This is a genomic window from Georgenia sp. Marseille-Q6866 (genome assembly GCF_965111665.1).
Map to the genome: position 1 here is coordinate 162,207 of NZ_CBCOOR010000001.1, position 22,916 is coordinate 185,122.

Genomic DNA, 22,916 nt, shown 5'->3' on the forward strand with positions numbered 1-22,916 from the left:
GAGCACCGATGGACATCGCCTCGCTGAGCTCGGCGGAGTACCGCCACGGGGACTGGGGACCCGCCTACCTCATCCAAGGTCCCACCTCGGACATCGGCGTCCTGCACCTGCGGCCGGGTGACGCGATGCCCAACCACCTGCACCGGCACTGCGACGAGTCGTTCGTCGTGCTCGAGGGCAGGGCCAGCCTGTGGGTAGGGGCGGCCGAGCAGCACGAGATGACGCCCGACACCGTCTTCCGCTGCCGGCCTGGCGAGATGCACTACCTGGTCAACGACTCAGGCGCTCCCTTCCGGTGCGTCTTCATCAAGTCGCCGGCGAGTCCCGGCGACACCATCACCATCCCCTGGACGCCCGGAGAGCCGGTGCCGTCGACCGACACAAAGGAGACAACCGATGGCTGACCTCGACGGCACCATCACCGCCAAGGACTACGGCCTGGACCGCCCGCAGGAGCTGCGCGGATTCCACGTCAAGGGTGCTGGCCAGCTGGACTTCGGCATGCAGCACCGCCTCGCGCGGATCTTCGACCCAGCAGACGGCCGCACCGTCATGCTCGCCTTCGACCACGGGTACTTCCAGGGGCCAACGAGCGGGCTGGAGCGTGTGGACCTCAGCATCGTGCCGCTGGCGCCGTACGCCGACGCGCTCATGGGCACGCGCGGCATCTTCCGCTCGGTAGTTCCTGCCGCGTCGGACAACGCACTCGTCCTGCGCGCCTCCGGTGGGCCCTCGATCCTCAAGGACCTGTCCGACGAGCGCATCGCCATGGACATCACCGACGCCGTCCGCATCGACGCCGCCGCCGTCGCGGTCCAGGTCTTCATCGGGGCGGAGAACGAGACCCAGTCTGTGCACAACATGACCCAGCTCGTGGATGCGGGTCTCCAGTACGGGATGCCGGTGCTCGGCGTCACGGCAGTGGGCCGCGAGCTCACCCGCGACGCGCGCTACCTCGGTCTGGCCACCCGGATCATCGCCGAGCTCGGCGCGCAGATGGTCAAGACGTACTACTGCGAGGAGGGCTTCGACCAGGTTACGGCGGCGTGCCCGGTGCCCGTCATCATGGCCGGCGGGAAGAAACTGCCGGTCCTCGACGCGCTGACCATGGCGCGCCGGGCGATCGACGAGGGCGCCGCGGGCGTGGACATGGGGCGCAACATCTTCCAGCGGCACCGTCCCGAGGCGATGGTTCAGGCGGTTCGCGCGCTGGTCCACGACGAGCTCGGCGCGCAGGACGCCGCCCAGATGTACGCGGACCTGTCCGGGGGTGCGACCGACTGAGATGAACCACCGGGCAGCGTGCCGGAACGGCGCGCACATCGACCGCGGGCGGCTCGAGGTCGCCGACGTGTGAGCAGGCGCGGGGCGGCGTCCGGTTTCCAACCCGTGCGCCCCGCACGAACGGCGCTAATAGCCGCGCCCGAGGTCGACGACGTGCGAGGGCATGCGCCCATCGATCAGTGCAGCGTGAGCGTTGACGATCGCCTCGACCACGTCCTCGGGCAGCGTCGGCCCCGACACGTGCGGCGTCACGGTGACCGCGGGGTGCGACCAGCGCCAGTCGTCGGCCGGGAGCGGCTCCGTCTCGTGGACGTCGAGCACCGCGCGGCGCACCGTGCCGGCGTCGAGGGCGGCCCGCAGGTCGTCAACCACGAGGGTCGCGCCACGACCGACGTTGACGACGACGGCGCCGTCGAGCTGGTCGAGCACGCTCGCGTCGAGCAGGCCACGGGTGCCGTCGGTGAGCGGGAGGGCGTTGACGAGGGCCGCGCACGACGCGAGGTGCGGGGCGGCGTCGGCCAGGGCGGCGACGTCGTCGAAGGGGTCCGCGGCCGTGCCGCGCGTGTTGACGCCGACGGTCCGGTACCCGGCGGCGCGCACCACCCGGGCGACGCCGGCGCCGATCTCACCGGTGCCGAGGACGACGACAGCGGCGCCGCGGGTGCGGACCGGCTCGAGCGGTTGCCACTGCGCCCGCTCCTGCTGGGCGGCGTACTCGCGCAGGTGCCACGCGTCGGCGAGCAGGTGGGCCAGGACGTAGCTGCCGATCGCCTCCGGCATGCCGCCGACGGTGCGCGTGAGGACGACGTCCGTGCCCCGCAGGTCCTCGACCACCCGGTCGACACCCGCCATCGGCAGGTGGACCCACCGCACGCCGGAGTCCGCGAGGTTCGGCGGCACGGTGTAGCCGGTGTAGCTGTCCGCCCAGGCGGCGTCCCCGGGGGAGAGGGGCCCGTGGCGGACGGTACGGGTCTCGAGAGACGGCAGGGCGGAGGCGAGGTCCGCGGCGAGGCGGGCGCCGTCGCGACCGGCGAGCAGCATGCGGCGGTAGGTGTGACGGAGCATGACCTCGACCGTAGCGGCGTTCTCGGCGCTACGGTGGCTGCGATGCCGGAGGAGGCGCCAATGGGTTTCCCGCTGGACAGGCATGGCGAGCAGGACCTGCGAGAGCTCGTGACCGATCTCGAGGGTCACGAGGGCGCGTGGTACGAAATACGCGGAGGCGGCCCCGACGCGCGAGGAGTCACGCAGCTGCGGTACTACGCGTGGCATCCCATCGTCAGCCGCGCGTACCAGTTCATCTACGACCGGGATATCGACTTCGTCTTCGACTGGTCCAGCTGGGAAGAGGGACGCGAGCTCTTCACTTCCGAGCGCCCGAACAAGTACGCCGCGCTTGACGACGTCACCATCCGCAAACTGCTTACCGCCGTCGTCCGCGGTGAACGCTTCGCGGAGGGCACCTGGCTGACGGCATGCGAGCGCGGTGACGTGACCCTGCTTCTGCGGCGGCTGCTCGAGCTGCAGGAGTCGGCGCGCCAGGCCCCACCCCGCCCCGCGCCGTAGGGTCGGGCACGCAGCCACGTCGAGGAGGTCGGTCCATGGTCAGGCGGCAGGTCCCGAACCCGCGGGAGATCCTCGAGCTGGTCCAGTTCAAGCGGCCCAGCCTCGACGCCCGCAAGCGGCGCCTGGACGCGGCGCTCACCATCGAGGACCTCCGCGCGATCGCGAAGCGCCGCACGCCCGCGGCGGCCTTCGACTACACCGACGGTGCCGCGGAGGGCGAGCTGTCCCTGCGCCGGGCGCGGCAGGCCTTCCAGGACATCGAGTTCCACCCCTCGATCCTGCGCGACGTCTCCCGGGTGGACACGAGCACGACCGTCTTCGGCGGGCCCTCGGCCCTGCCCTTCGGGATCGCGCCCACCGGCTTCACCCGGCTCATGCACACCCAGGGCGAGAGCGCGGGGGCCGCGGCCGCCGGGGCGGCGGGGATCCCCTTCACCCTCTCGACCCTCGGCACGACGTCCATCGAGGACGTGAGGGCCGCCAACCCCCACGGGCGCAACTGGTTCCAGCTGTACGTGATGAAGCAGCGCGAGATCTCCTACGGCCTCGTCGAGCGGGCCGCGGCGGCCGGCTTCGACACGCTCTTCTTCACGGTCGACACCCCGGTGGCCGGGGCGCGACTGCGCGACACCCGCAACGGCTTCTCCATCCCGCCCCAGCTCACCGTGCGCACCGTGGCCAACGCGGTGCCGCGACCGTGGTGGTGGGTCGACTTCCTCACGACGCCGAAGCTCGAGTTCGCCTCCCTGTCCTCCACCGGGGGGACGGTGGGCGAGCTGCTCGACTCGGCGATGGACCCCTCGATCGACTACGAGGACCTCGCGACCATCCGGGCCATGTGGCCGGGCACGATCGTCGTCAAGGGCGTCCAGACGGTGACGGACGCGAGGAAGCTCGCGGACCTCGGCGTGGACGGCATCGTCCTGTCCAACCACGGCGGCCGTCAGCTCGACCGTGCGCCCGTCCCCTTCCACCTCCTGCCCGAGGTGGTGCGCGAGGTCGGTAGCGACCTCGAGGTCACCCTCGACACCGGCATCATGAACGGCGCCGACGTCGTCGCGAGCGTCGCGCTCGGTGCCCGCTTCACGTTCATCGGCCGCGCCTACCTGTACGGGCTCATGGCCGGCGGCCGGCAGGGCGTGGACCGCGCGATCGCCATCCTCGCCGACCAGGTCCGCCGCACGATGAAGCTCCTCCAGGTCACCACCCTGGAGGAGCTCGGCCCGCAGCACGTCACCCAGCTCCAGCGCCTCGTCCCGCGGCCGCGCCCCTAGGGCTCAGCGACGGCGGCCGGTGCGGCGTCGCAGCCGCGCGAGCAGCCCGCGCCGCCCGTCGCGGTGCACCTGGGCGAGCGGCCGGCGGTGCGCGCTCCCGGCGGGCGGCACGTCGAGCTCGAGGTCGGCGACGGCGACGAGGTCGGGCCGGCCCTCCGGCGCGCCGACCACCCGCCCACCGAGCCAGGTGGTCCGCAGCTGCTCGCCGTCGATCTCGAGCACGGCGAGGTTGTTGTCGAACCACGGCCCGGCGATCCCGTGCCAGCGCCACGGCGGCTCGGGCAGCCGCGCCAGCCGGGAGAGCAGCGCGCCCAGCGGGCGGGCCCCGTGGGAGCCGAGCGCCGCGAAGGCGCGCAGCGCCCGGGGGAGCGGGTTGCGGATGGGGGAGCACACGAGCTGGAGCATCCGCGAGCCGGACTCGCGGTCCACCTCGGTGATGTAGGAGAAGTGGACGTCACCGGAGAGGAAGAGCACCGACGACGGCGCCGCGCCGCGCCGTCCGTCGGCGACCTCGGTGACCATCTGCGCCACGGCGGTGAAGGACCGGCTGAACGCGCCCCAGTGCTCGAGGTCGAGCTCCTGGCGCAGCCACTCCCCGGCCCGGGCCAGGTGGCGCCCGAACCGCCCCTCGGCGAGCGCCTCGTCGAGCGCCTCCACGCGGTGCAGGCCCATCGGCAGGAGGAAGGGCAACGAGGTCGCCACGAGGAGGTGCTCGACGTCGCCGGTCAGCTGCTCGTCCAGCCAGGCCATCTCGGCGTCGTCGAGCATGGACCGGCGGGCCGGCTCCAGCTCCCGCGCCGCCCGCGAGTCGACGACGACCAGCCGCGAGCGGCCCAGCGGGTGGGTGTAGCTCCACCGGTAGCTCTCCGGCTCCCGGTTTGCGCGCTCGGCGAAGGCGTCGACGGCGTCGCTGAGGTCGACCTCGGCGCCCGGCGTCGCCTCCTGACGGCGCTGCAGCTCCGCCCACAGCGGGTCCTCGGCCCGCTCGGCCGCGGACATGTTCCCCAGGTGCTGGTAGACCCAGTAGGAGCCGAGCGCGGCGACGATGCGCCCGTGCCACCAGCTCGTCGCCTCCATCTGCTTGCGCCAGGTGAGGGAGGTGTTCCAGTCGTCGCGCACGTCGTGGTCGTCGAAGATCATGAGGCTCGGCAGCCACGACAGCAGCCAGCGCAGCGCCGGCTCGCCCCAGGCCAGGCGGTAGAGGTGGGCGTACTCCTCGAAGTCCGCGAGCTCGTCGCCCGGCTCCGCGGAGATGTCCCGCCGCGCCTCGATGAACTCACGCATCTCGGCGGACGTCGCGTCGGCGTAGACCTGGTCACCGAGGAGCAGGAGGAGGTCCGGCGCCTGCCCCGCCTCGCCGTCGGCCAGCGCCAGCGCGTAGGTGCGCAGGGCGTCGACGCCGTGGGTCAGGTGATGGACGTCGTCGTGCGGGACGCTCGTGCGGCACGAGCCGAAGGCCAGCCGTACCGGCGCGTCGTCCACCCGCGCCGCCAGCGTGCTCGCGGGGAAGGCGGCGTCCGCGGCCGGCCAGCACACGTCGTCGTCGACGAGCACCTCGTACGCCACCCGGCCACCGCTCGGCAGGCCGGTCACCTCGACGAGCGCGTAGTGGTGCCCGTGGACGGTGAAGGTGCCGGCGGACCAGGCACCGCCGTCGTCGGCAAGGCGGACGGTGACCGTGGCGGCGCGGACGGTCTCGACCCACACCGCGGCCGACGCCCCCTCGACGCGGCGGACCATCGGACCCAGCACCAGCTCGGCTGCCATGGGAGCAGTGTCCTCGCGCGGGACGGGTCGCGTCGGCCGTTCGGTGGGTCTGTGCAGCGGGCCCGCCGAGTCCTACGATCGAGGGGTCAGCGCCGGCGCTGCCGCCGGCCTTCGGACGCGGAGGTTCTCATGACTGGTCGAGTGGTCCACTTCGAGATCCCCTTCGAGGACAGGGACCGTGCCAAGCGCTTCTACAGCGACGTCTTCCACTGGCAGGTGGAGGAGATGCCCGAGCTCGACTACGTCGGTGTGCAGACCGGCCCGACGGGGCAGGACGGCATGGCGAGCGAGCCCGGCTACATCGGCGGCGGGATGACCGCCCGGGCCGGGTCGAACACCGCCACCGTCATCGTCCTCGACAGCACCGACATCGACGCCGACCTCTCCCGGGTGGAGTCCCACGGCGGTGAGGTCCTCGAGGGCCGCACGCCGGTCGGCGACATGGGCTTCGCGGCGTACTTCAAGGACTCGGAGGGCAACGTCGTCGGCCTGTGGCAGAACGCGTAGCCCCTACCGCAGGCTGGTGAGCGTGTAGCCGGCGGCGAGGACGAGCAGGGCGAGCGCGGGCACCATGTCCGCTGGCGCGTCCTTCGCGCGGGCGTGAAGGACGACGGCGCCCGCCATGAGGAGCACCACGCCGGCACCCGCCGCGACCCCGAGCCACGTCCACCACAGCCCGACGACGATCCCGGCCACCGCCACCAGCTCGAGGAAGCCGATGGCCCGGTAGCGCGGCCACGGGACGCCGAGGTGCGCCGCCATGTCACGCATCGACTGCTGCCCGGTCACCTTGCTCAGCGCGGCGACGAGCAGCAGGGCGCAGGTGAGGGCGGCGAGGACGATGCGTGCGGTCTCCATCCGCTCGAGCCTGCCCCACCCCGGCCGGTGCTGTCCTGCCAATTCGGCCGGGGGCCAGGAGGCAGGACCATGGGCCCTCTTTCCGGGCAATTCACCCGGGCAGGATGAAGTCAGCCGGGAGACACCGGCAACCGAGGGGCCCCGTACGGGCCGCGACACGAGGAGTTGGGGCACATGGACATCGCCGGCAAGGTGTTCGTCGTCACCGGGGGCGGGAACGGCATCGGTCGCGCCGTCGTCCTGGACCTGCTGGCCCGCGGCGCGGGAGTGGCCGCCGTCGACGTCAGTGAGGCCGCCCTCGCCGAGACCGCGGCGCTCGCGGGCAACGCCGGGCTCTTCTCCACGCACGTCGTCGACCTCGCCGACCGGGACGCCGTCGAGGCGCTGCCCGAGGCCGTCATCGCCGCCCACGGGCAGGTGGACGGCGTCCTCAACGTCGCCGGCATCATCCAGCGCTTCGTCCCCGTCAACGACCTCTCCTACGAAGAGGTCGAGAAGGTCATGGCGGTGAACTACTGGGGCGTGGTGCACATGTGCAAGGCGTTCCTGCCCCACCTGCTCGAGCGGCCGGCCGCGAGCATCGTCAACGTCGGCAGCATGGGCGGCCTCTCACCGGTCCCCGGCCAGTCCGTCTACGGCGCGAGCAAGGCCGCGGTCAAGCTCTTCACCGAGGGTCTGTACGCCGAGCTGCTCGACACTCCCGTCGCCGTCACGGTGGTCTTCCCCGGGGCGATCGCGACGAACATCAGCGCGAACTCCGGCGTGGGCGGAAAGCGTGACCCCGAGGCGGGCGACACGAAGATGCGGATGACGACGGCGCAGGACGCCGCCAGTCAGCTCGTCGCCGCCGTCGAGAAGGGTTCCTACCGGGCCACCATCGGCAGTGACGCGCGGATGATCGACCTCCTCTCCCGGCTCATGCCGCGCCGCACGACGGAGATGGTCACGAAGAAGATGGGCGCGATGCTCCAGAGCATGGCCCCCGCCAAGGTCTGAACCCTCCGGGCGGGCACCGGTACGCCGGTGCCCGCCCGCACGCGTCCGTGACGGCTGTCACAGGCCCCGGTTAGGGTGCCTCATGGCCTTGATCCCAGAGAAGCTCCGGTTCGCCGTCAGCCGCACCCGCGCCGCGGGCAGCGCTCCCGACTGGGTGGTCCTCGACCTCCACGGGAGCTACCCCACGCACGCGCCGGCAGGCGCCGCCGCGGCGCTCCTCCAGCGTGACGACACCTTCGAGGCACTCACCGAGCGGCTCGACAAGCTCGCCAAGGCCAACTGGCTCGCCGGTGTCCTCGTGCGCGTCGGGGAGCTGCAGGTCGGGCTGAGCACGGCGCACGCCCTGGGGGCTGCGCTGGGCCGGCTGGCCGCCCACAAGCGCGTGGTCGGCTACGTCCCGCAGGTCTCGATGCGCACCCTGCTCGTCACCGCGCAAGTGACCGAGGTCGTCGTCCCGGAGTCTGCCGAGGTCTCGCTGCCGGGCTTCGCGGCCGAGCAGGTCTTCCTCGGGGCCTTCCTCGCCAAGCACGGCATCACCTTCGAGAACCTGCGCATCCGCGAGTACAAGTCCGCGCTCACGGCCTTCTCCGAGGACCGCATGGACGAGTACGAGCGCGAGCAGCTCACCGTCTACCTCGACTCCGCCGAACGCACCTGGCTCGCCGCCGTGGCCGACGGCGCGGACGCCGCGTCCGTCCTCGGTGCCGGCTTCACGAACGCGGAGGAGCTGCTCGCCGCGGGGCTCGTCAGCCGTATCGCCTACGACGACGAGATCGTCACCGTCGTCGACCAGCACTGGCCGCGAGCCCTCGAGCTGCTCCTGCCGGACCTCTCCGCCCGCAAGGTCGCGAGGAAGGCCGACGGCGTGGCGGTCGTGCCCGTCGTCGGCGCCATCGTCTCGGGCCGGTCGCGGAGCACCCCGCCGCTGCCGATCGGGCCGGGGCCCACGGCCGGCTCGGAGACCGTCGTCACCGCGCTGCGCCGGGCCGAGCGTGACGAGCACGTCAAGGCCATCGTCCTGTGGGTCGACTCCCCGGGCGGCTCCGCGCTGGCCTCCGACGTCATCGGCCGCGCCGTCGCCCGCTGCACGAAGCCCGTCGTCGCCGTCATGGGGGAGGTCGCCGCGTCCGGGGGCTACTACGTCCTCACCCATGCCGACCACGTCGTCGCCGGGCCGTACACGATCACCGGGAGCATCGGCGTCGTCGTCGGCAAGCCGGTCCTCGCCCAGCTCGACGAGCGCCAGGGGCTCAACCCGCAGACCGTCGGGCGGGAGGCCGCGCTGTTCGCCAGCCCGCACCGGCCCTTCACCGCCGAGCAGCGCGCGTGGGCGGAGAAGATGATGGAGGAGGTCTACGCGCGCTTCGTCGACCGCGTGGCCGGCGGCAGGAGCCTCAGCCACGAGCGCGTGGACGAGGTCGGCCGCGGTCGGATCTGGAGCGGGCAGGACGCTGCCGGCATCGGCCTCGTCGACGAGCTCGGCGACCTCCACGACGGTGTCGCCGCCGCCCGCCGGCTCGCCGGCCTGGGCGAGGACGCCCCCGTGCGCACCGTGTCCGCGGGGCTCGCGCTGCCCGGCCTGCCGAGCTTCGCCACGCAGCCGGCCGGGGCCGTGGAGCGGCTGTGGCCCTTCGGCTCGGAGAAGGTCCTCACCTGGTTCGACCGCTCCGTCCGGATCCGCTGAGCGGAGGGCACACCATGACGCGAGACCAGAGGTGGACCTCGCTCCTCAGCGGGGTGCTCGTGGCGAACAGCGCGCCGCACCTGGCCAGCGCGGTCACCGGGCGACGCCACCTCACCCCGCTCGCGGGACGGGAGTCGTCCCCGGCGGTCAACGGGGCGTGGGGCGCGGCCAACCTGGCCGGCGGGCTGCTGCTCCTGCGGCGGGCGGCTGGAGCGCCGTCGTCCCCGCGCTGGGACGAGCGGCTCCACTGGTTCGAGGCGGGGGTCGCCGTGTTCAGCGTGTGGATGGCGGGCTCGGAGCGCGCGCTGAGGATCAACACCGGTGTCGAAACCGGGCGCGCCCGTTCGTCCAGAGGGTGAGAGCGCCGGAGAGACCGGCGCCGGACACCGGGAGAGACACGATGAGCCAGTACCTGCTGAGCATCTACCAGCCCTACGGCGACACCATGGAGGAGTTCCCCGACGCGGAGTTCCTCGAGCCGATCATCCGCGAGGTGCATGCGGTGAAGGAGGACATGCACCGCCAGGGGGTGTGGGTCTTCGACGGCGGGCTGCACGCCCCCACGACGGCCACCGTGCTGCGGCCGCAGGGAGCGGACGTCCTCACCACCGACGGGCCCTTCGCCGAGGCCAAGGAGCACCTGGGCGGTCTCACCGTCATCGACGTCGGGGACCTCGACGCCGCCCTGGCGTGGGGCGAGCGCCTGGCGCGGGCGACCACCCTGCCCGTCGAGGTCCGACCCTTCCAGTAGGGACGGCCATGGTCTCCGCGGCGGACGTCGAGCGGGTCTTCCGCGCGGAGTGCGGCCGCGTCGTGGCCGTCCTGGTCCGCGCCTTCGGGGACATCGACCTCGCCGAGGACGCGGCCCAGGAGGCCTTCGCCGCCGCCGTCGAGCGTTGGCCGGCGCAGGGTCTGCCACCCAGCCCCGCCGGGTGGCTCGTCACCACGGCCCGGCGGCGCGCCATCGACCGGCTGCGGCGTGAGGCAGTGGGCCGGGAGAAGCTCGCCGAGGCCGCGCTCCTCCATGCCGCCGAGGAGGTCGAGGAGGCGGGACCCGTGCCCGACGAACGACTGCGCCTCATCTTCACCTGCTGCCACCCCGCGCTGTCCCGGGAGGCGCAGGTGGCGCTCACGCTCAAGCTGCTCGGCGGGCTGAGCACGGGGGAGATCGCCCGGGCCTTCCTCGTCCGGGAGTCCGCGATGGCGCAGCGCCTGGTGCGCGCCAAGAACAAGATCCGGGACGCGCGCATCCCGTACCGCGTCCCGTGCCGCTGCCGGAGCAGGACCGCAGTCGCTGGGACCACGCGCTCGTGGCCGAGGGGCAGGACCTGGTCCGCGAGTGCCTGCGGCTCGGCCGGCCCGGGCCCTACCAGCTGCAGGCCGCCGTCGCCGCCGTCCACAGCGACGCGGCCACGGCCGCGGACACCGACTGGCGCCAGATCCTCGCCCTCTACGACCAGCTCCTCGCCCTGAGCCCGACGCCGGTCGTGGCGCTCAACCGGGCGGTGGCAGTGGCGGAGGTGCACGGCGCGCGACCGGCGCTGGCCCTGGTCGAGGCCACGGGACTGGCGGGGTACCACCCCTTCCACGCCGTCCGCGCGGAGCTCCTCCGCCGCCTCGGGCGGGACGCGGAGGCGGTCCAGGAGTACCCGGCGGCGCTGGAGCACACCGCCAACGCTGCGGAGCAGTCCTACCTGCGCTCGAGGCTCGCCTCACTCGAGCGAGGTGGCTGACGCTGACCTGCGCACAAGTGCCGCAGGAGTCCACCTGCGCGACAGGTGTCCCGGCGTGTCGCGGGCGTGTCGCGGACTTCGGTGCAGGCCACGGACACCCGCGGCGCCGCGGGCAGCGTGGGCACCGACGCCGCGAGCGGCACCGAGCGGCGAGAGGCCGGCTCAGCGCCCCGGACGGCCCTTGCGCGGCCCGGGCCCGCCCGACGGCGGCCCCCACCGGCCCCGCGGCCGCGCCCGGGCCGGGGTGCTTGGCCTCCGGGCGGGCACCGCTGTCGGCCGGCCGCGAGTCGGGCTGCCGCGAGCTGCGCTCGGTGCGCCCGCGGACGATGCCGACGAAGGTCTCCACCCGCGGGTCCTCGTTGTCCGCGCGCCAGGCGAGGCCCACTCGCGTGGTCGCCACACCCGTCACCGGGACGGCGCGCACGTCCTTGCGCTGGTGCAGCCGCGCCACGGACATCGGCAGGACGAGGATCCCCGCCCCGCTCGCGGCGACCTCCACCGCCTGCGCCACCGTCATGGGCGGCGGCTCCACCCGGCGGCCCTCGCGCACCTCGTCGGCGACGGCGGCCCACTCGGGGCACGCGCCGGCGTCCTGGAGGAGGTGCTCGGCGGCGAGGTCGGCGACGTCCACCTCGTCGAAGGCGGTGACTGGGTGATCCTTGCCGGCCACGACCACCGGCTGCTCCTCGTAGAGCGGGATGAGGTGGAGCCCGTCACGTTCCAGGGGCAGGCGGACGAAGCACATGTCCACCTCGCCGTCGGCGAGGAGCCGCTGCTGGTCCTCGGGCTCGACCAGCCGTGGCGCCAGCGGGGAGTCGGGAAGCCGCTGCTCCCACCGGGTGAACCACTTGCCCGGGCTGACGCCGGGTGCGAAGCCGACACGGAAGGGCTCGGCCATGGCTGCTCCTCGGGGGACGGGTGGGGTGGCGCGGGTCGAGACTATCGGCCGATACGATCCAGCAATGGCCAAGCCGCAGATGCTCAAGCCCCTGACCGCCGCTCGCAAGCTCGGGGTGCTCCTCTCCGCGACCCCGCAGGAGTTCCAGGAGAGCGACATCTCCCGTGACGAGCTCAACGCGCTCCAGGCGGACCCGCCGGAGTGGCTGCGCGAGCTGCGCCGCGACGGCCCGCACCCGCGCCAGGAGGTCGCGCGCCGCCTCGGCGTGTCGACCTCCGGCCTGGCCCGCGCCGGTGTCACGGAGCCGCTCACCACGGACGAGATCAAGGCCCTGCTCGACGAGCCGCCCACCTGGCTCAACGAGGAGCGCGTCACCCTCAACCGGGTGCGCGCCGAGGAGGCCCGCCTCGCCGAGCGCCGCGCCGCCGAGCAGGACTGAGCTCAGGCGTCCCAGCGGAAGGCGCGCGTGGCGAGCACGCCACCGACTACCGCCCACGCGGCGAGCACGGCCAGGGCCACGAGGTCCACCGTCCCGTCGGTGAGCAGGGTGCGCAGCGCCTCGCCGAGCGCTCCCGGGGGCAGGAACGCGAGGACGGTGGCGACAGCGTCGGGGAGCATGTCGAGCGGCAGCACGAGCCCGCCGCCGACGACCATGAGCACGAAGAGCAGGTTCGCGATCGCGAGCACCGCCTCGGGCCGGAGCGTCCCGCCCACGAGCAGGGCGAAGGTGACGAACACCCCGGTCCCCAGCACCATGAGCGCCGCGGCCCCGAGCACCTGGACGACGTCGAGGCCGCCGGGCCGCCAGCCCACCGCCAGCCCGATGGCGCACAGCAGCACCGTCTGGACGACGAGGACGACGAGCACCGCGCCGAGCTTGCCGGCGAGCAGCCCCCGCGGACCGAGCGGCGTCGTCGCGAGCATGCGCAGCACGCCCCAGCGCCGGTCGAAGGCGACGGCGATCGCCTGGGAGGTGAAGGACGAGGCCACGGCCATCGCCAGGGCACTGCCCAGCGCGGCGTGCGCCCGCGGCCCGGGCAGCGGCACGAGGTCGGTCGACGCGAGGGCGACGAGCGCGATCGCGGGCAGCAGCAGGGTGAGCAGCAGCTGCTCCCCGTTGCGCAGGACGGCAAGGGTCTCGAACCGGGTCTGCGCGAGGACCCGGCGGCTGGTCGTGCTCACGCCGCGTCCGCCCGCAGCTCGCGCCCGGTGAGGGAGAGGAAGGCGTCCTCGAGGGTCGGCCGGGTGAGGGCGACCTCCGCGGTCCCGTGGCCGGTGTCGGCCAGGGCACGGGCGACGACGGCGAGAGCGCCTGCGTCCATCCGCGCACCCCGCACGACGACGTCGCCCCGCTCCGTGGACGTCTCCAGACCGGCGTGCCCGGCCAGCTCGGTGGTGAGGTCCCTCGCGAGCGTCGCGGGCGGCGTCCCGGGCGGGGGAGTGATGCGCACCTGCGGGGCGCCACGCAGCTCGGCGGGGCGGCCGGCGGCGACGGTGGCGCCGCGGTCGACGACGACGACGTGGTCGGCCAGCTCCTCCACCTCCGACATGAGGTGGGTGGTGAGGACCATCGAGGTGCCCGACTCGCGCAGCTCACGGACGAGGTCCCACACGGCCAGGCGCGCCTGCGGGTCGAGCCCGGCGGTCGGCTCGTCGAGGAAGACGAGCTCGGGCTCCCCGACGATCGCGCAGGCGAGGGCGAGGCGCTGGCGCTGGCCGCCGGACAGGTGCCGCACCCGGGTGCGGGCGACCTTCGTCAGCCCGAGCCGCTCGAGGAGCGGGCCGGCGGCGTCGGGACGGTCGTGCAGGCTGGCGACGTGCCGGAGCACGGCCCCGGCCTGCGGAGCCATGGGCAGCCCGCCCTCCTGGAGCATGACGCCCACCCGGTGGCGCAGCTCGGCGGCGCTCTCCGGGCGTGCCCGGTCCAGCCCGAGCACCTCGACCCGTCCGTCGTCGGGGCGGCGCAGGCCCTCGCAGCACTCGATCGTCGTCGTCTTCCCGGCCCCGTTGGGCCCGAGGACGGCGGTCAGCTCCCCGCGGGCGGCCCGCAGGCTGAGCCCGGAGACGACGTCCCGGTCGCCGTAGCGCTTGCGCAGGCCGTCGACGAGGAGGGCGGGGGAGTCCGTCAGCACGCGGCCCAGCCTAACCGCGGACTCCGGGCGCTCCGGCCCCCGCCGGAGAGGGGTGGGACGGGCCACAGTGAGGTATGCCTTCCTTGCCGGGAAGCATTTCGGCAACGAGACTGTTCCCTAATGTGACGGCACGCCTCAGGTGTGCCTCCACCCGTCGGACAGAAGGAGGAGCGAGCCGTGAGCGAGACCAGCGTCGAGTCAGCGACGCAGGACCGCGTGCTCCGCCTCGTCGTCGAGCACGGCCCCGTCAGCGCCGCCGAGCTCGCCCGCCTCCTCACCCTCACCCCGGCCGGCGTGCGGCGCCACATCGCCGCCCTTGAGCGCGACGAGCGCATCGTCGTCCACGAGCCCTCCGGCCCCGGCCAGCGCCGTCGCGGGCGCCCCGCGCGCTACTACGTCGCCACCGACGCCGGCCGCTCCGGCCTGTCCCAGGCATACTCCGACCTCGCCACCCACGCGCTGCAGTTCATCGGCGACGTCGCGGGCCCCGACGCCGTCGAGCACTTCGCCAACCAGCGGGTCCACGGCCTCGAGGAGCGCTACACGCCCGTCGTCGAGGCCGCGGGGGAGGACGTCGCCGACCGCGCCCGAGCCCTGGCCGGTGCCCTCACCCAGGACGGCTACGCCGCGACGGTCCGCTCCGTCGGCCCGCGCGGCCTGGCGGTCCAGCTGTGCCAGGGCAACTGCCCGGTACTGGCCGTCGCTGAGTCCTACCACCAGCTCTGCGACGCCGAGACACGCGCGTTCTCGCGCCTCCTCGGCGTCCACGTCCAGCGCCTGGCTACGCTTGCCGGCGGCGAGCACGTGTGCACCACCCACATCCCCACGACGACTGTCCCGACCGGCCGCCCGAGCACCACCCCGTCACCGCACGGTGACGACACGGAAGGAATCTGATGACGAGTACGACCGACACACCCATGACCCAGGACGAGACGATCGCCTCGATTGGGAACTACCGGTTCGGGTGGCACGACAAGGACGACGCCGGTGCGACCGCGCGGCGCGGCCTCAACGAGGACGTCGTGCGCAACATCTCCGAGCTGAAGGACGAGCCGGAGTGGATGCTCAAGCGCCGCATGCGCGCGCTGAGCCTCTTCGACAAGAAGCCCATGCCGAACTGGGGCGCCGACCTCTCCGGCATCGACTTCGACAACATCAAGTACTTCGTGCGGTCGACCGAGAAGCAGGCCACCAGCTGGGAGGACCTGCCCGAGGACATCAAGAACACCTACGACCGCCTGGGCATCCCGGAGGCCGAGAAGCAGCGTCTCGTCTCCGGCGTCGCCGCCCAGTACGAGTCCGAGGTCGTCTACCACCAGATCCGCGAGGACCTCGAGCAGCAGGGTGTCCTCTTCCTCGACACGGACACCGCGCTCAAGGAGCACCCGGAGATCTTCGAGGAGTACTTCGGGACCGTCATCCCTTCCGGTGACAACAAGTTCGCGGCGCTCAACACCGCCGTGTGGTCCGGTGGCTCCTTCGTCTACGTGCCCAAGGGCGTCCACGTCGAGATCCCGCTCCAGGCCTACTTCCGGATCAACACCGAGAACATGGGCCAGTTCGAGCGGACGCTGATCATCGCCGACGAGGGCTCCTACGTGCACTACGTCGAGGGCTGCACCGCCCCGATCTACCAGAGCGACTCGCTGCACTCCGCGGTCGTCGAGATCATCGTCAAGAAGGACGCCCGCGTCCGCTACACGACGATCCAGAACTGGTCGAACAACGTCTACAACCTCGTCACCAAGCGGGCGACCGTCGACCAGGGCGGCACCATGGAGTGGATCGACGGCAACATCGGTTCCAAGGTGACGATGAAGTACCCGGCCGTCTACCTCATGGGCGAGCACGCCAAGGGCGAGACGCTGTCCATCGCCTTCGCCGGTGAGGGCCAGCACCAGGACACCGGCTCGAAGATGGTCCACATGGCGCCGAACACGTCGTCGTCGATCGTCTCCAAGTCCGTGGCCCGCGGCGGTGGCCGCGCCTCCTACCGCGGCCTGGTCCAGGTCCTCGAGGGTGCCGCGCACTCCAAGTCCACGGTGCTGTGCGACGCGCTGCTCGTCGACCTCATCTCCCGCTCCGACACCTACCCGTACGTCGACGTCCGCGTCGACGACGTCGAGATGGGCCACGAGGCCACCGTCTCGAAGGTGAGCGCCGACCAGCTCTTCTACCTCATGTCGCGCGGCATGGAGGAGGCCGAGGCCATGGCGATGATCGTCCGTGGCTTCGTCGAGCCGATCGCGCGTGAGCTGCCCATGGAGTACGCCCTCGAGCTCAACCGCCTCATCGAGCTGCAGATGGAAGGGGCGGTGGGCTGATGACCGCGACGACCGACACGACCAAGGGGACGACGAACAACCAGATGAAGACCGACCACTCACGCGCCACCACGGACGCCGCCCACACCCACGGCGGCGGCACCGTCCCGGAGGCCTCCCGCGCTGACCGCGCCACGTCCTTCGAGCTGTCCGACTTCCCCGTGCCCAACGGGCGCGAGGAGGACTGGCGCTTCACGCCGGTCGACCGCCTCCAGCGCTTCTTCGCCGACCAGCTCGACGGCGCGGCTCCCGACGTCACGATCGAGGCCGGCGACGGCGTCACCGTCGAGCGCGTGGGCCGCGAGGACTCCCGTCTCGGCCAGGTCGGCGCCCCCGGTGACCGCACCGCGGCCGCTGCCTGGGCGTCCTTCACCGAGGCTCTCGTCGTCACCGTGCCGAAGAACCACGTGGCGGCCTCGCACACGATGATCACGGTCAACGGGACCGGCGCCGAGGGCGTCGCGGCCCAGCACCTCCTCGTGCGCGCCGAGGAGAGCAGCGAGGCGATCGTCGTCCTGGACCACCGCGGCAACGCGAACCTGGCCCAGACCGTCGAGATCGACGTCGCGGCCAACGCCCGCCTCACGCTCGTCAGCGTCCAGGACTGGGAGGACGGCGCCCTGCACCTGTCGGCGCACCGCTCCCGCCTCGGCCAGGACGCGAACCTCAAGCACATCGTCGTCACCCTCGGCGGCGACGTCGTGCGCGTGACCCCCGACGCCGCGCTCAGCGCGCCGGGCGGGAACGTCGAGATGCTCGGTCTCTACTTCACCGACGCCGGCCAGCACCAGGAGCACCGTCTCTTCGTCGACCACGTCGCGCCGAACTGCGTCTCGCGGGTCACCTACAAGGGTGCGCTCCAGGGGCAGGACGCCCACTCCGTGTGGATCGGTGACGTCCTCATCCGGGCGGCGGCCGAGGGCACCGACACCTACGAGCTCAACCGCAACCTCGTCCTCACCGAGGGGGCGCGCGCGGACTCCGTGCCGAACCTCGAGATCGAGACCGGTGAGATCGAGGGCGCCGGGCACGCCAGCGCCACGGGTCGTTTCGACGACGAGCAGCTGTTCTACCTGCGCTCGCGCGGCATCCCGGAGGCCGAGGCCCGCCGCCTCGTCGTCCGCGGCTTCTTCGCCGAGCTCATCGCGCAGATCGGCGTCCCGCTCGTCTCCGAGCGCCTCATGGAGGCCATCGAGGCCGAGCTGGACCGCACGATGGAGCACGCCACGGCATGAGCGCCCAGTACGTGTGCGACACCGGGGACCTCGAGCCCGGTGAGGCGATGCGCGTCGACATCGAGGACGCCGACGGCCGGCCCGTGCCGGTCTCGGTCGTCCGCGACAACGACGGGCAGTACCACGCCATCTCCGACACCTGCTCCCACGGTCAGGTCAGCCTCTCGGACGGGGAGGTGGAGGACGGCACGATCGAGTGCTGGCTCCACGGCTCCAGCTTCGACCTGCGCACCGGCAAGCCGCTGAGCCTGCCGGCCACCCAGCCCGTGCCCGTCTACCCCGTCACCGTCCAGGGCGACTCCGTGCTCGTCGACGTCACCACGACCGTCGCAGCCAACGCCTGACCCGCCGAAAACTTGAAGGAAGAGAACCTGAATGTCCACGCTTGAGATCAAGAACCTCCACGTCAACGTCGAGACCAACGACGGCCCGAAGCAGATCCTCAAGGGCGCGACCCTCACCATCAAGAGCGGTGAGATCCACGCGATCATGGGCCCCAACGGCTCGGGCAAGTCGACCCTCGCCTACGCCGTCGCCGGCCACCCCAAGTACGAGGTCACCGAGGGGGAGATCCTCCTGGACGGCGAGAACGTCCTCGAGATGACCGTCGACGAGCGCGCCCGCGCCGGCCTGTTCCTCGCCATGCAGTACCCGGTCGAGGTCCCCGGCGTCACCGTCTCGAACTTCCTGCGCACCGCCAAGACCGCCATCGACGGCGAGGCCCCCGCACTGCGGACCTGGGTCAAGGACGTCAACGCGGCCATGGGCAAGCTCAAGATGGACCCGGTCTTCGCCCAGCGCGACGTCAACTCCGGCTTCTCCGGCGGTGAGAAGAAGCGTCACGAGATCCTCCAGATGGAGCTCCTGCGCCCGAAGTTCGCCGTCCTCGACGAGACCGACTCCGGCCTCGACGTCGACGCGCTGCGCATCGTCGCCGAGGGCGTCAACCGCGTCCACGGCGAGACGGACGCCGGCTTCCTCCTCATCACCCACTACACGCGGGTGCTGCAGTACATCAAGCCCGACTACGTCCACGTCTTCGTCAACGGCCGCGTCGCCGAGGAGGGTGGCCCCGAGCTGGCCGACCGCCTCGAGGCCGAGGGCTACGACAAGTACGTGACGGCCGCGGTCTGAGCCGCACCGGAAGGACAGACATGAGTGCACCGGTCACTGCCGGCTCGGGCGCGTTGAGCGCGTCCGAGCTGGCGGCCGTGCGCGCCGACTTCCCGATCCTGGGCAGGACGACCCGCAGCGGCCGGCCGCTGGTCTACCTCGACTCGGCGGCCACCTCGCAGAAGCCCCAGTGCGTCATCGACGCCGAGCAGGACTTCTACGAGCAGCGCAACGCCGCGGTCCACCGCGGCGCGCACCAGCTCGCCGAGGAGGCGACCGAGGCCTACGAGCAGGCCCGGGCGGCCGTCGCGGCCTTCGTCGGTGTCGACACCGACGAGATCGTGTGGACGAAGAACGCCACCGAGGGCATCAACCTCGTGGCGTACGCGATGTCCAACGCGAGCATCGGCCGGGGCGGGGACCGCGCGGTGGAGCTCTTCGCGCTGCGTCCCGGTGACGAGATCGTCGTCACCGAGGCGGAGCACCACGCCAACCTCGTCCCGTGGCAGGAGCTGTGCGCCCGCACCGGCGCCACCCTGCGCTGGATCGGCCTGACCGACGAGGGCCGGCTCGACGCCGGCACCTTCGACGTCATCGGTGAGCGCACCCGCCTCGTCGCCTTCACGCACGCCTCCAACGTCACCGGCGCGCTCAGCCCGGTGGCGGAGGTCGTGCGCCGGGCCCGCGCGGCCGGTGCACTCGTCCTGCTCGACGCCTGCCAGAGCGTGCCCCACCTCCCGGTGGACCTCCGCGCCCTGGACGTCGACTTCGCCGTCTTCTCGGGCCACAAGATGCTCGGGCCCACCGGCGTGGGCGCCCTCTACGGGCGGCGTGAGCTGCTCGCCGCGATGCCGCCCTTCCTCACCGGCGGATCCATGGTGCAGATCGTCACCATGGAGGGCACCACCTACGCCGACGCCCCCCAGCGCTTCGAGGCAGGGACCCAGATGGTGTCCCAGACCGTGGGCCTGCGTGCCGCGGTCGACTACCTCGCCGAGCTGGGGATGGACGCCGTCGCCGCGCACGAGCACACGCTCACCGAGCGGCTGCTGGCTGGCATCTCCTCGGTGCCCGGCGTGCGGGTGCTCGGACCGCAGGACTCGGCGGACCGGCTCGCCGTCGTCGCCTTCTCCGTCGACGGCGTGCACCCGCACGACGTCGGCCAGGTGCTCGACAACGCGGGCGTCGCCGTCCGCGTGGGCCACCACTGCGCCCAGCCGGTGCACCAGCGGCTCGGGGTCCACGCCTCGGCCCGCGCGTCCGCGTCCATCTACACCACCGAGCAGGAGATCGACGTCTTCGTCGAGGAGCTCGGCAAGGTGCGTCACTTCTTCGGAGTCGATCATGGCTGACCCGATGGAACAGCTCTACCAGCAGGTCATCCTCGACCACGCCCGCGAGCGGCACGGGGCGGGCGAGCTGGCCCCCTACGACGCCGAGTCCTTCCAGGTGAACCCCACCTGCGGGGACCAGGTCACCCTGCGGGTGCGCCTCACCCACGGCGACGACGGCCCCCGGGTCGGCGAGGTCGGCTGGGTCGGTCAGGGCTGCTCGATCTCCCAGGCCTCACTGTCGGTGCTCAACGACCTCGTCGTGGGCCAGACGGTCCACGAGGTCGACACGATCAACGAGACCTTCCGCGAGCTCATGCACGGCCGTGGGGTCGAGCTGCCCGAGGAGAAGCAGGACACGCTGGGGGACGCGACCGCGTTCACCGGGGTGGCGAAGTACCCGGCGCGCATCAAGTGCGCCCTGCTCGGGTGGATGGCGCTGCGTGACGCCCTCGCCCACGCACTGACCAGCGCGCCCGCCTCGGGCACGCAGGAGGAGGAACGATGAGTGACATCACCCAGACCAACCCGTCCCCGACGACCGCTGCGGACGTCGAGGAGGCGATGCGGGACGTCATCGACCCCGAGCTCGGCATCAACGTCGTGGACCTCGGGCTCGTCTACGGCGTGACCGTGGACCAGCACAACAACGCGGTCATCGACATGACGCTCACCTCGGCGGCCTGCCCGCTGACCGACGTCATCGAGGACCAGTCCAACCAGGCCCTCGACGGTCTCGTCAACGAGATGCGGATCAACTGGGTCTGGATGCCGCCGTGGGGCCCGGAGAAGATCACCCCCGACGGCCGCGAGCAGCTGCGCGCCCTCGGCTTCAACGTCTGAGTTTTTTGGCGGTTTTCCGCTGATCGACAGATCAGCGGAAAACACTGCCTGACCTGCGACGACAGTGCTATCCGTCGGGGACCGAGGTGGACTGGAGGGCCCTCTCAGGGCACTTCATTCCCCCACAGTTCCCCCACGGATCTCGGTCCGTCTGCCCAGGTCGGTGCCCAGATCGTCGGTTCTCTCGGGTGTGCGAGTCCCCCACCACAGGAGGTCCCGGCGGGACACCTGATGGGTGGAGGCACACCCATGACCGAGAAGCAGGGACGAAAGCGGACCTTCGGCGAGCTTGAGCGACGCAAGAGCCAGCAGGCTGGCGCGGTCACCAGCTGGCGCGCGCGCTACACCGGCCCCGACCTCAAGCGCCACTCGCGCAACTTCGGTGACAAGATGGCCGCCGAGGCCTGGCTCAACGCCGAGCGGCTGCTGATCGACCGCGACCTGTGGACCCCACCGCGCGAGCGGGAGCGCAGCGCCTGGCTGGATGCCCAGCGCGGGATCACGTTCGCCGAGTGGGCGGAACGATCCGTCGCCGGCAAGCAGCTGCGCCCCTCGACCCGCTATCGGTACGAGCGAACGCTGCGGAAGCGAGTGCTGCCCGATCTCGGCGACATCCCGCTGCGGGACCTGTCGAGGTTGGACATCTCTAACTGGTACACGAAGATGCGGGCGCAGCTCGCCGCCGAGGCTAGGGCCGCCCAACGCAAGGGCGAAGGCCGTGGCGCGGCGTTCTCCGCCTACCAAGTCCTGTCCTCGGTGCTGAACGACGCCGTGGACCACGAACTCCTCGAAACCTCGCCGGCCCGCGTCAAGGGGGCACTGCGGTACGACGCCGTCCACGAACCCGTGGTGCTGACACCAGAGCAAATGTGGACGTTGCACGAGCTGATGCCCGACTATCTGGCGGCGCTCGTGCCGCTGGCCGCGACGACTGGGCTACGCCACGGCGAGCTGCGGGCGCTGCAGCGCCGGCACCTGGACCTGGACGACCCCGCACGGGCCGTCGTGCATGTCCGGGGCACCGCCGCCAACAACAAGGCCAGTGGCCGGTACAACCAGATCGGGGAACCGAAGACGAAGGCGTCCAAGCGCGACGTCGCGATCCCGTCGTTCGTCGTGCCGATCTTGACGGCTCATCTCGACAAACATGCGCAGCCCGGTGACGACGGCTTCGTCTTCGTCGGGCGAAAAGGTGCAGTGCTGCACGCGTCCGTCGTCGAGTCGAACTGGCGGTCCGCGCGCAAGCAGGTGGGGCTGGACGACCTGCACCATCCACGATCTGCGGCACACGGCCCTGACGTGGGCCGCGCGCTCGGGTGCGACGCTGGCTGAGCTCATGGCGATCGCGGGCCACAAGAACCCCACCATCGCGCTGCGATATCAGCACATCGGCGACGAGGAGCGTCGCCACGCCATCGCGGAGAAGGTCGGGGCCGCCTTCACCGACGAGCTCGCCCAACGGCGTGCTCGGCGTACGACCGGCGTCGACGGGGCTGCAGAGTCGCTGGCCTCAGGCGGACAGGAGAGGCCCGAAGGGGCAGGGCGCACACCTCCGACATGACGGACCGAGAGTGCCGTCCACATCACCAGGAGGCCCACATGAGCGCGAATCGACCAGCGACCACGCGGGTGCCGAGCGGCAAGCTCGTCGCACTCGCCGACGCCGCAGCAGAGTTCAGCGTCTGCACCAAAACGATCCGGCGACGCATCGCTGACGGCACCATCACCGGGTACAAGGTCGGCCGCGTCATCCGGGTCGACCTTGAGGAGCTCCGCCGCTCACTCGTCATCACCATTCCGACGGCCCGGTAAACGCGGTGCGCGGCAGCTCAGTCTGACAGCAAGGGCCAGCGCCCCGGCATCGGGCGCTGGCCC

24 protein-coding genes and 3 pseudogenes are annotated in these 22,916 nt (G+C 72.1%); 21 read left to right on the top strand and 6 right to left on the bottom strand.

Annotated features, from left to right (window positions below; genetic code table 11):
• Positions 1 to 8 precede the first annotated feature (8 nt).
• On the top strand, positions 9 to 404 hold the full coding sequence (locus ACWPXV_RS00735) for a cupin domain-containing protein (RefSeq protein WP_454083423.1): 396 nt from the start codon (positions 9 to 11) through the stop codon (positions 402 to 404).
• Positions 397 to 1,284, top strand: coding sequence for a 3-hydroxy-5-phosphonooxypentane-2,4-dione thiolase (gene lsrF, locus ACWPXV_RS00740; protein WP_454083424.1), 888 nt, complete (start codon positions 397 to 399; stop codon positions 1,282 to 1,284). Before ACWPXV_RS00735 ends, lsrF begins: the two co-directional genes overlap by 8 nt.
• Positions 1,285 to 1,410: 126 nt before the next feature.
• Here lsrF and ACWPXV_RS00745 read toward each other — a convergent pair whose 3' ends face one another.
• The gene (locus tag ACWPXV_RS00745; protein WP_454083425.1) at positions 1,411 to 2,349 is read right to left on the bottom strand and encodes an NAD(P)-dependent oxidoreductase; all 939 of its coding nucleotides are present in this window, start codon (positions 2,347 to 2,349) and stop codon (positions 1,411 to 1,413) included.
• A gap of 42 nt (positions 2,350 to 2,391) precedes the next feature.
• Here ACWPXV_RS00745 and ACWPXV_RS00750 point away from each other — a divergent pair, with 42 nt between their 5' ends.
• Together ACWPXV_RS00750 and ACWPXV_RS00755 are read left to right on the top strand one after the other, a co-directional pair.
• On the top strand, positions 2,392 to 2,850 hold the full coding sequence (locus tag ACWPXV_RS00750; protein ID WP_454083426.1) for a DUF6508 domain-containing protein: 459 nt from the start codon (positions 2,392 to 2,394) through the stop codon (positions 2,848 to 2,850).
• A 35-nt stretch (positions 2,851 to 2,885) separates the two neighbouring features.
• Positions 2,886 to 4,124 (top strand): alpha-hydroxy acid oxidase, encoded by a 1,239-nt coding sequence (locus ACWPXV_RS00755; RefSeq protein WP_454083427.1) that lies wholly within the window; start codon positions 2,886 to 2,888, stop codon positions 4,122 to 4,124.
• 3 nt (positions 4,125 to 4,127) lie between these two features.
• Here ACWPXV_RS00755 and ACWPXV_RS00760 read toward each other — a convergent pair whose 3' ends face one another.
• Positions 4,128 to 5,891: an alkaline phosphatase D family protein gene (locus ACWPXV_RS00760; RefSeq protein WP_454083428.1), complete on the bottom strand. Its 1,764-nt coding sequence runs from the start codon at positions 5,889 to 5,891 to the stop codon at positions 4,128 to 4,130.
• Between the two features lie 129 nt (positions 5,892 to 6,020).
• Here ACWPXV_RS00760 and ACWPXV_RS00765 point away from each other — a divergent pair, with 129 nt between their 5' ends.
• Entirely contained in the window at positions 6,021 to 6,398 is a 378-nt protein-coding gene (locus tag ACWPXV_RS00765; RefSeq protein ID WP_454083429.1) for a VOC family protein, read from the top strand.
• A 3-nt stretch (positions 6,399 to 6,401) separates the two neighbouring features.
• Here the strand turns inward: ACWPXV_RS00765 and ACWPXV_RS00770 are convergent, their stop codons facing one another.
• A complete protein-coding gene (locus ACWPXV_RS00770; RefSeq protein ID WP_454083430.1) occupies positions 6,402 to 6,749 on the bottom strand; it encodes a DoxX family protein in 348 nt (115 codons plus the stop codon).
• Between the two features lie 174 nt (positions 6,750 to 6,923).
• Between ACWPXV_RS00770 and ACWPXV_RS00775 the strand changes: the two genes are divergently transcribed.
• From ACWPXV_RS00775 to ACWPXV_RS00795, 5 genes and pseudogenes are all read left to right on the top strand, one after another.
• Positions 6,924 to 7,745, top strand: coding sequence for an SDR family NAD(P)-dependent oxidoreductase (locus ACWPXV_RS00775; protein ID WP_454083431.1), 822 nt, complete (start codon positions 6,924 to 6,926; stop codon positions 7,743 to 7,745).
• An 82-nt stretch (positions 7,746 to 7,827) separates the two neighbouring features.
• Positions 7,828 to 9,429, top strand: coding sequence for a signal peptide peptidase SppA (sppA, locus tag ACWPXV_RS00780; RefSeq protein ID WP_454083432.1), 1,602 nt, complete (start codon positions 7,828 to 7,830; stop codon positions 9,427 to 9,429).
• 14 nt (positions 9,430 to 9,443) lie between these two features.
• Entirely contained in the window at positions 9,444 to 9,788 is a 345-nt protein-coding gene (locus ACWPXV_RS00785; RefSeq protein WP_454083433.1) for a hypothetical protein, read from the top strand.
• A 41-nt stretch (positions 9,789 to 9,829) separates the two neighbouring features.
• Positions 9,830 to 10,180, top strand: coding sequence for a YciI family protein (locus tag ACWPXV_RS00790; protein ID WP_454083434.1), 351 nt, complete (start codon positions 9,830 to 9,832; stop codon positions 10,178 to 10,180).
• Between the two features lie 8 nt (positions 10,181 to 10,188).
• A pseudogene (locus ACWPXV_RS00795) lies at positions 10,189 to 11,162 on the top strand (RNA polymerase sigma factor).
• Positions 11,163 to 11,490: 328 nt separating this feature from the next.
• On the opposite strand, the pseudogene ACWPXV_RS00800 reads toward ACWPXV_RS00795, so the two are convergent.
• Positions 11,491 to 12,219 (bottom strand): annotated as a pseudogene (locus ACWPXV_RS00800) (LysR family substrate-binding domain-containing protein); the annotation flags it as partial.
• Here ACWPXV_RS00800 and ACWPXV_RS00805 point away from each other — a divergent pair.
• A complete protein-coding gene (locus ACWPXV_RS00805; protein WP_454083435.1) occupies positions 12,125 to 12,499 on the top strand; it encodes a DUF5997 family protein in 375 nt (124 codons plus the stop codon). The pseudogene ACWPXV_RS00800 and the gene ACWPXV_RS00805 sit on opposite strands and share 95 nt — an antisense overlap.
• 2 nt (positions 12,500 to 12,501) lie before the next feature.
• On the opposite strand, the gene ACWPXV_RS00810 is transcribed toward ACWPXV_RS00805, so the two are convergent.
• On the bottom strand, positions 12,502 to 13,242 hold the full coding sequence (locus ACWPXV_RS00810) for an ABC transporter permease (protein ID WP_454083436.1): 741 nt from the start codon (positions 13,240 to 13,242) through the stop codon (positions 12,502 to 12,504).
• Positions 13,239 to 14,189 (bottom strand): ABC transporter ATP-binding protein, encoded by a 951-nt coding sequence (locus ACWPXV_RS00815; protein WP_454083629.1) that lies wholly within the window; start codon positions 14,187 to 14,189, stop codon positions 13,239 to 13,241. Before ACWPXV_RS00815 ends, ACWPXV_RS00810 begins: the two co-directional genes overlap by 4 nt.
• A 180-nt stretch (positions 14,190 to 14,369) precedes the next feature.
• Here ACWPXV_RS00815 and ACWPXV_RS00820 point away from each other — a divergent pair, with 180 nt between their 5' ends.
• The 10 genes and pseudogenes from ACWPXV_RS00820 to ACWPXV_RS00865 all read left to right on the top strand — a co-directional run bounded on the left by ACWPXV_RS00820 (position 14,370) and on the right by ACWPXV_RS00865 (position 22,853).
• On the top strand, positions 14,370 to 15,089 hold the full coding sequence (locus ACWPXV_RS00820; RefSeq protein WP_454083437.1) for a helix-turn-helix transcriptional regulator: 720 nt from the start codon (positions 14,370 to 14,372) through the stop codon (positions 15,087 to 15,089).
• On the top strand, positions 15,089 to 16,519 hold the full coding sequence (gene sufB, locus ACWPXV_RS00825) for a Fe-S cluster assembly protein SufB (RefSeq protein WP_454083438.1): 1,431 nt from the start codon (positions 15,089 to 15,091) through the stop codon (positions 16,517 to 16,519). Before ACWPXV_RS00820 ends, sufB begins: the two co-directional genes overlap by 1 nt.
• Positions 16,519 to 17,754 (top strand): Fe-S cluster assembly protein SufD, encoded by a 1,236-nt coding sequence (gene sufD, locus ACWPXV_RS00830; RefSeq protein ID WP_454083439.1) that lies wholly within the window; start codon positions 16,519 to 16,521, stop codon positions 17,752 to 17,754. The genes sufB and sufD overlap by 1 nt, the downstream gene beginning before the upstream one ends.
• A complete protein-coding gene (locus ACWPXV_RS00835) occupies positions 17,751 to 18,098 on the top strand; it encodes a non-heme iron oxygenase ferredoxin subunit (RefSeq protein ID WP_454083440.1) in 348 nt (115 codons plus the stop codon). The genes sufD and ACWPXV_RS00835 overlap by 4 nt, the downstream gene beginning before the upstream one ends.
• Positions 18,099 to 18,129: 31 nt before the next feature.
• Positions 18,130 to 18,888, top strand: a complete 759-nt coding sequence (sufC, locus tag ACWPXV_RS00840; protein WP_454083441.1) for a Fe-S cluster assembly ATPase SufC — start codon at positions 18,130 to 18,132, stop codon at positions 18,886 to 18,888.
• Positions 18,889 to 18,908: 20 nt separating this feature from the next.
• Positions 18,909 to 20,219, top strand: coding sequence for a cysteine desulfurase (locus ACWPXV_RS00845; protein ID WP_454083442.1), 1,311 nt, complete (start codon positions 18,909 to 18,911; stop codon positions 20,217 to 20,219).
• Complete coding sequence (gene sufU, locus ACWPXV_RS00850) at positions 20,212 to 20,706, top strand: Fe-S cluster assembly sulfur transfer protein SufU (protein ID WP_454083443.1); 495 nt, start codon at positions 20,212 to 20,214, stop codon at positions 20,704 to 20,706. The genes ACWPXV_RS00845 and sufU overlap by 8 nt, the downstream gene beginning before the upstream one ends.
• Positions 20,703 to 21,041 (top strand): metal-sulfur cluster assembly factor, encoded by a 339-nt coding sequence (locus ACWPXV_RS00855; RefSeq protein WP_454083444.1) that lies wholly within the window; start codon positions 20,703 to 20,705, stop codon positions 21,039 to 21,041. The genes sufU and ACWPXV_RS00855 overlap by 4 nt, the downstream gene beginning before the upstream one ends.
• A 390-nt stretch (positions 21,042 to 21,431) precedes the next feature.
• Positions 21,432 to 22,602: pseudogene (locus tag ACWPXV_RS00860) on the top strand (site-specific integrase).
• A 38-nt stretch (positions 22,603 to 22,640) separates the two neighbouring features.
• Complete coding sequence (locus ACWPXV_RS00865; protein ID WP_110853490.1) at positions 22,641 to 22,853, top strand: helix-turn-helix domain-containing protein; 213 nt, start codon at positions 22,641 to 22,643, stop codon at positions 22,851 to 22,853.
• The last annotated feature ends 63 nt before the right edge of the window (positions 22,854 to 22,916 follow it).

What these genes read in the sequence shown, in the direction of transcription:
- ACWPXV_RS00750 (WP_454083426.1), top strand. Translation starts at nt 2,392, where the DNA reads ATGCCGGAGGAGGCGCCAATGGGTTTCCCGCTGGACAGGCATGGCGAG.
- ACWPXV_RS00735 (WP_454083423.1), top strand. Translation starts at nt 9, where the DNA reads ATGGACATCGCCTCGCTGAGCTCGGCGGAGTACCGCCACGGGGACTGG.
- ACWPXV_RS00745 (WP_454083425.1), bottom strand. Translation starts at nt 2,349, where the DNA reads ATGCTCCGTCACACCTACCGCCGCATGCTGCTCGCCGGTCGCGACGGC.
- ACWPXV_RS00805 (WP_454083435.1), top strand. Translation starts at nt 12,125, where the DNA reads ATGGCCAAGCCGCAGATGCTCAAGCCCCTGACCGCCGCTCGCAAGCTC.
- sppA (WP_454083432.1), top strand. Translation starts at nt 7,828, where the DNA reads ATGGCCTTGATCCCAGAGAAGCTCCGGTTCGCCGTCAGCCGCACCCGC.
- ACWPXV_RS00865 (WP_110853490.1), top strand. Translation starts at nt 22,641, where the DNA reads ATGAGCGCGAATCGACCAGCGACCACGCGGGTGCCGAGCGGCAAGCTC.
- ACWPXV_RS00790 (WP_454083434.1), top strand. Translation starts at nt 9,830, where the DNA reads ATGAGCCAGTACCTGCTGAGCATCTACCAGCCCTACGGCGACACCATG.
- sufD (WP_454083439.1), top strand. Translation starts at nt 16,519, where the DNA reads ATGACCGCGACGACCGACACGACCAAGGGGACGACGAACAACCAGATG.
- ACWPXV_RS00835 (WP_454083440.1), top strand. Translation starts at nt 17,751, where the DNA reads ATGAGCGCCCAGTACGTGTGCGACACCGGGGACCTCGAGCCCGGTGAG.
- sufU (WP_454083443.1), top strand. Translation starts at nt 20,212, where the DNA reads ATGGCTGACCCGATGGAACAGCTCTACCAGCAGGTCATCCTCGACCAC.
- ACWPXV_RS00775 (WP_454083431.1), top strand. Translation starts at nt 6,924, where the DNA reads ATGGACATCGCCGGCAAGGTGTTCGTCGTCACCGGGGGCGGGAACGGC.
- ACWPXV_RS00845 (WP_454083442.1), top strand. Translation starts at nt 18,909, where the DNA reads ATGAGTGCACCGGTCACTGCCGGCTCGGGCGCGTTGAGCGCGTCCGAG.
- lsrF (WP_454083424.1), top strand. Translation starts at nt 397, where the DNA reads ATGGCTGACCTCGACGGCACCATCACCGCCAAGGACTACGGCCTGGAC.
- sufC (WP_454083441.1), top strand. Translation starts at nt 18,130, where the DNA reads ATGTCCACGCTTGAGATCAAGAACCTCCACGTCAACGTCGAGACCAAC.
- ACWPXV_RS00755 (WP_454083427.1), top strand. Translation starts at nt 2,886, where the DNA reads ATGGTCAGGCGGCAGGTCCCGAACCCGCGGGAGATCCTCGAGCTGGTC.
- ACWPXV_RS00770 (WP_454083430.1), bottom strand. Translation starts at nt 6,749, where the DNA reads ATGGAGACCGCACGCATCGTCCTCGCCGCCCTCACCTGCGCCCTGCTG.
- ACWPXV_RS00765 (WP_454083429.1), top strand. Translation starts at nt 6,021, where the DNA reads ATGACTGGTCGAGTGGTCCACTTCGAGATCCCCTTCGAGGACAGGGAC.
- sufB (WP_454083438.1), top strand. Translation starts at nt 15,089, where the DNA reads ATGACGAGTACGACCGACACACCCATGACCCAGGACGAGACGATCGCC.
- ACWPXV_RS00785 (WP_454083433.1), top strand. Translation starts at nt 9,444, where the DNA reads ATGACGCGAGACCAGAGGTGGACCTCGCTCCTCAGCGGGGTGCTCGTG.
- ACWPXV_RS00855 (WP_454083444.1), top strand. Translation starts at nt 20,703, where the DNA reads ATGAGTGACATCACCCAGACCAACCCGTCCCCGACGACCGCTGCGGAC.
- ACWPXV_RS00760 (WP_454083428.1), bottom strand. Translation starts at nt 5,891, where the DNA reads ATGGCAGCCGAGCTGGTGCTGGGTCCGATGGTCCGCCGCGTCGAGGGG.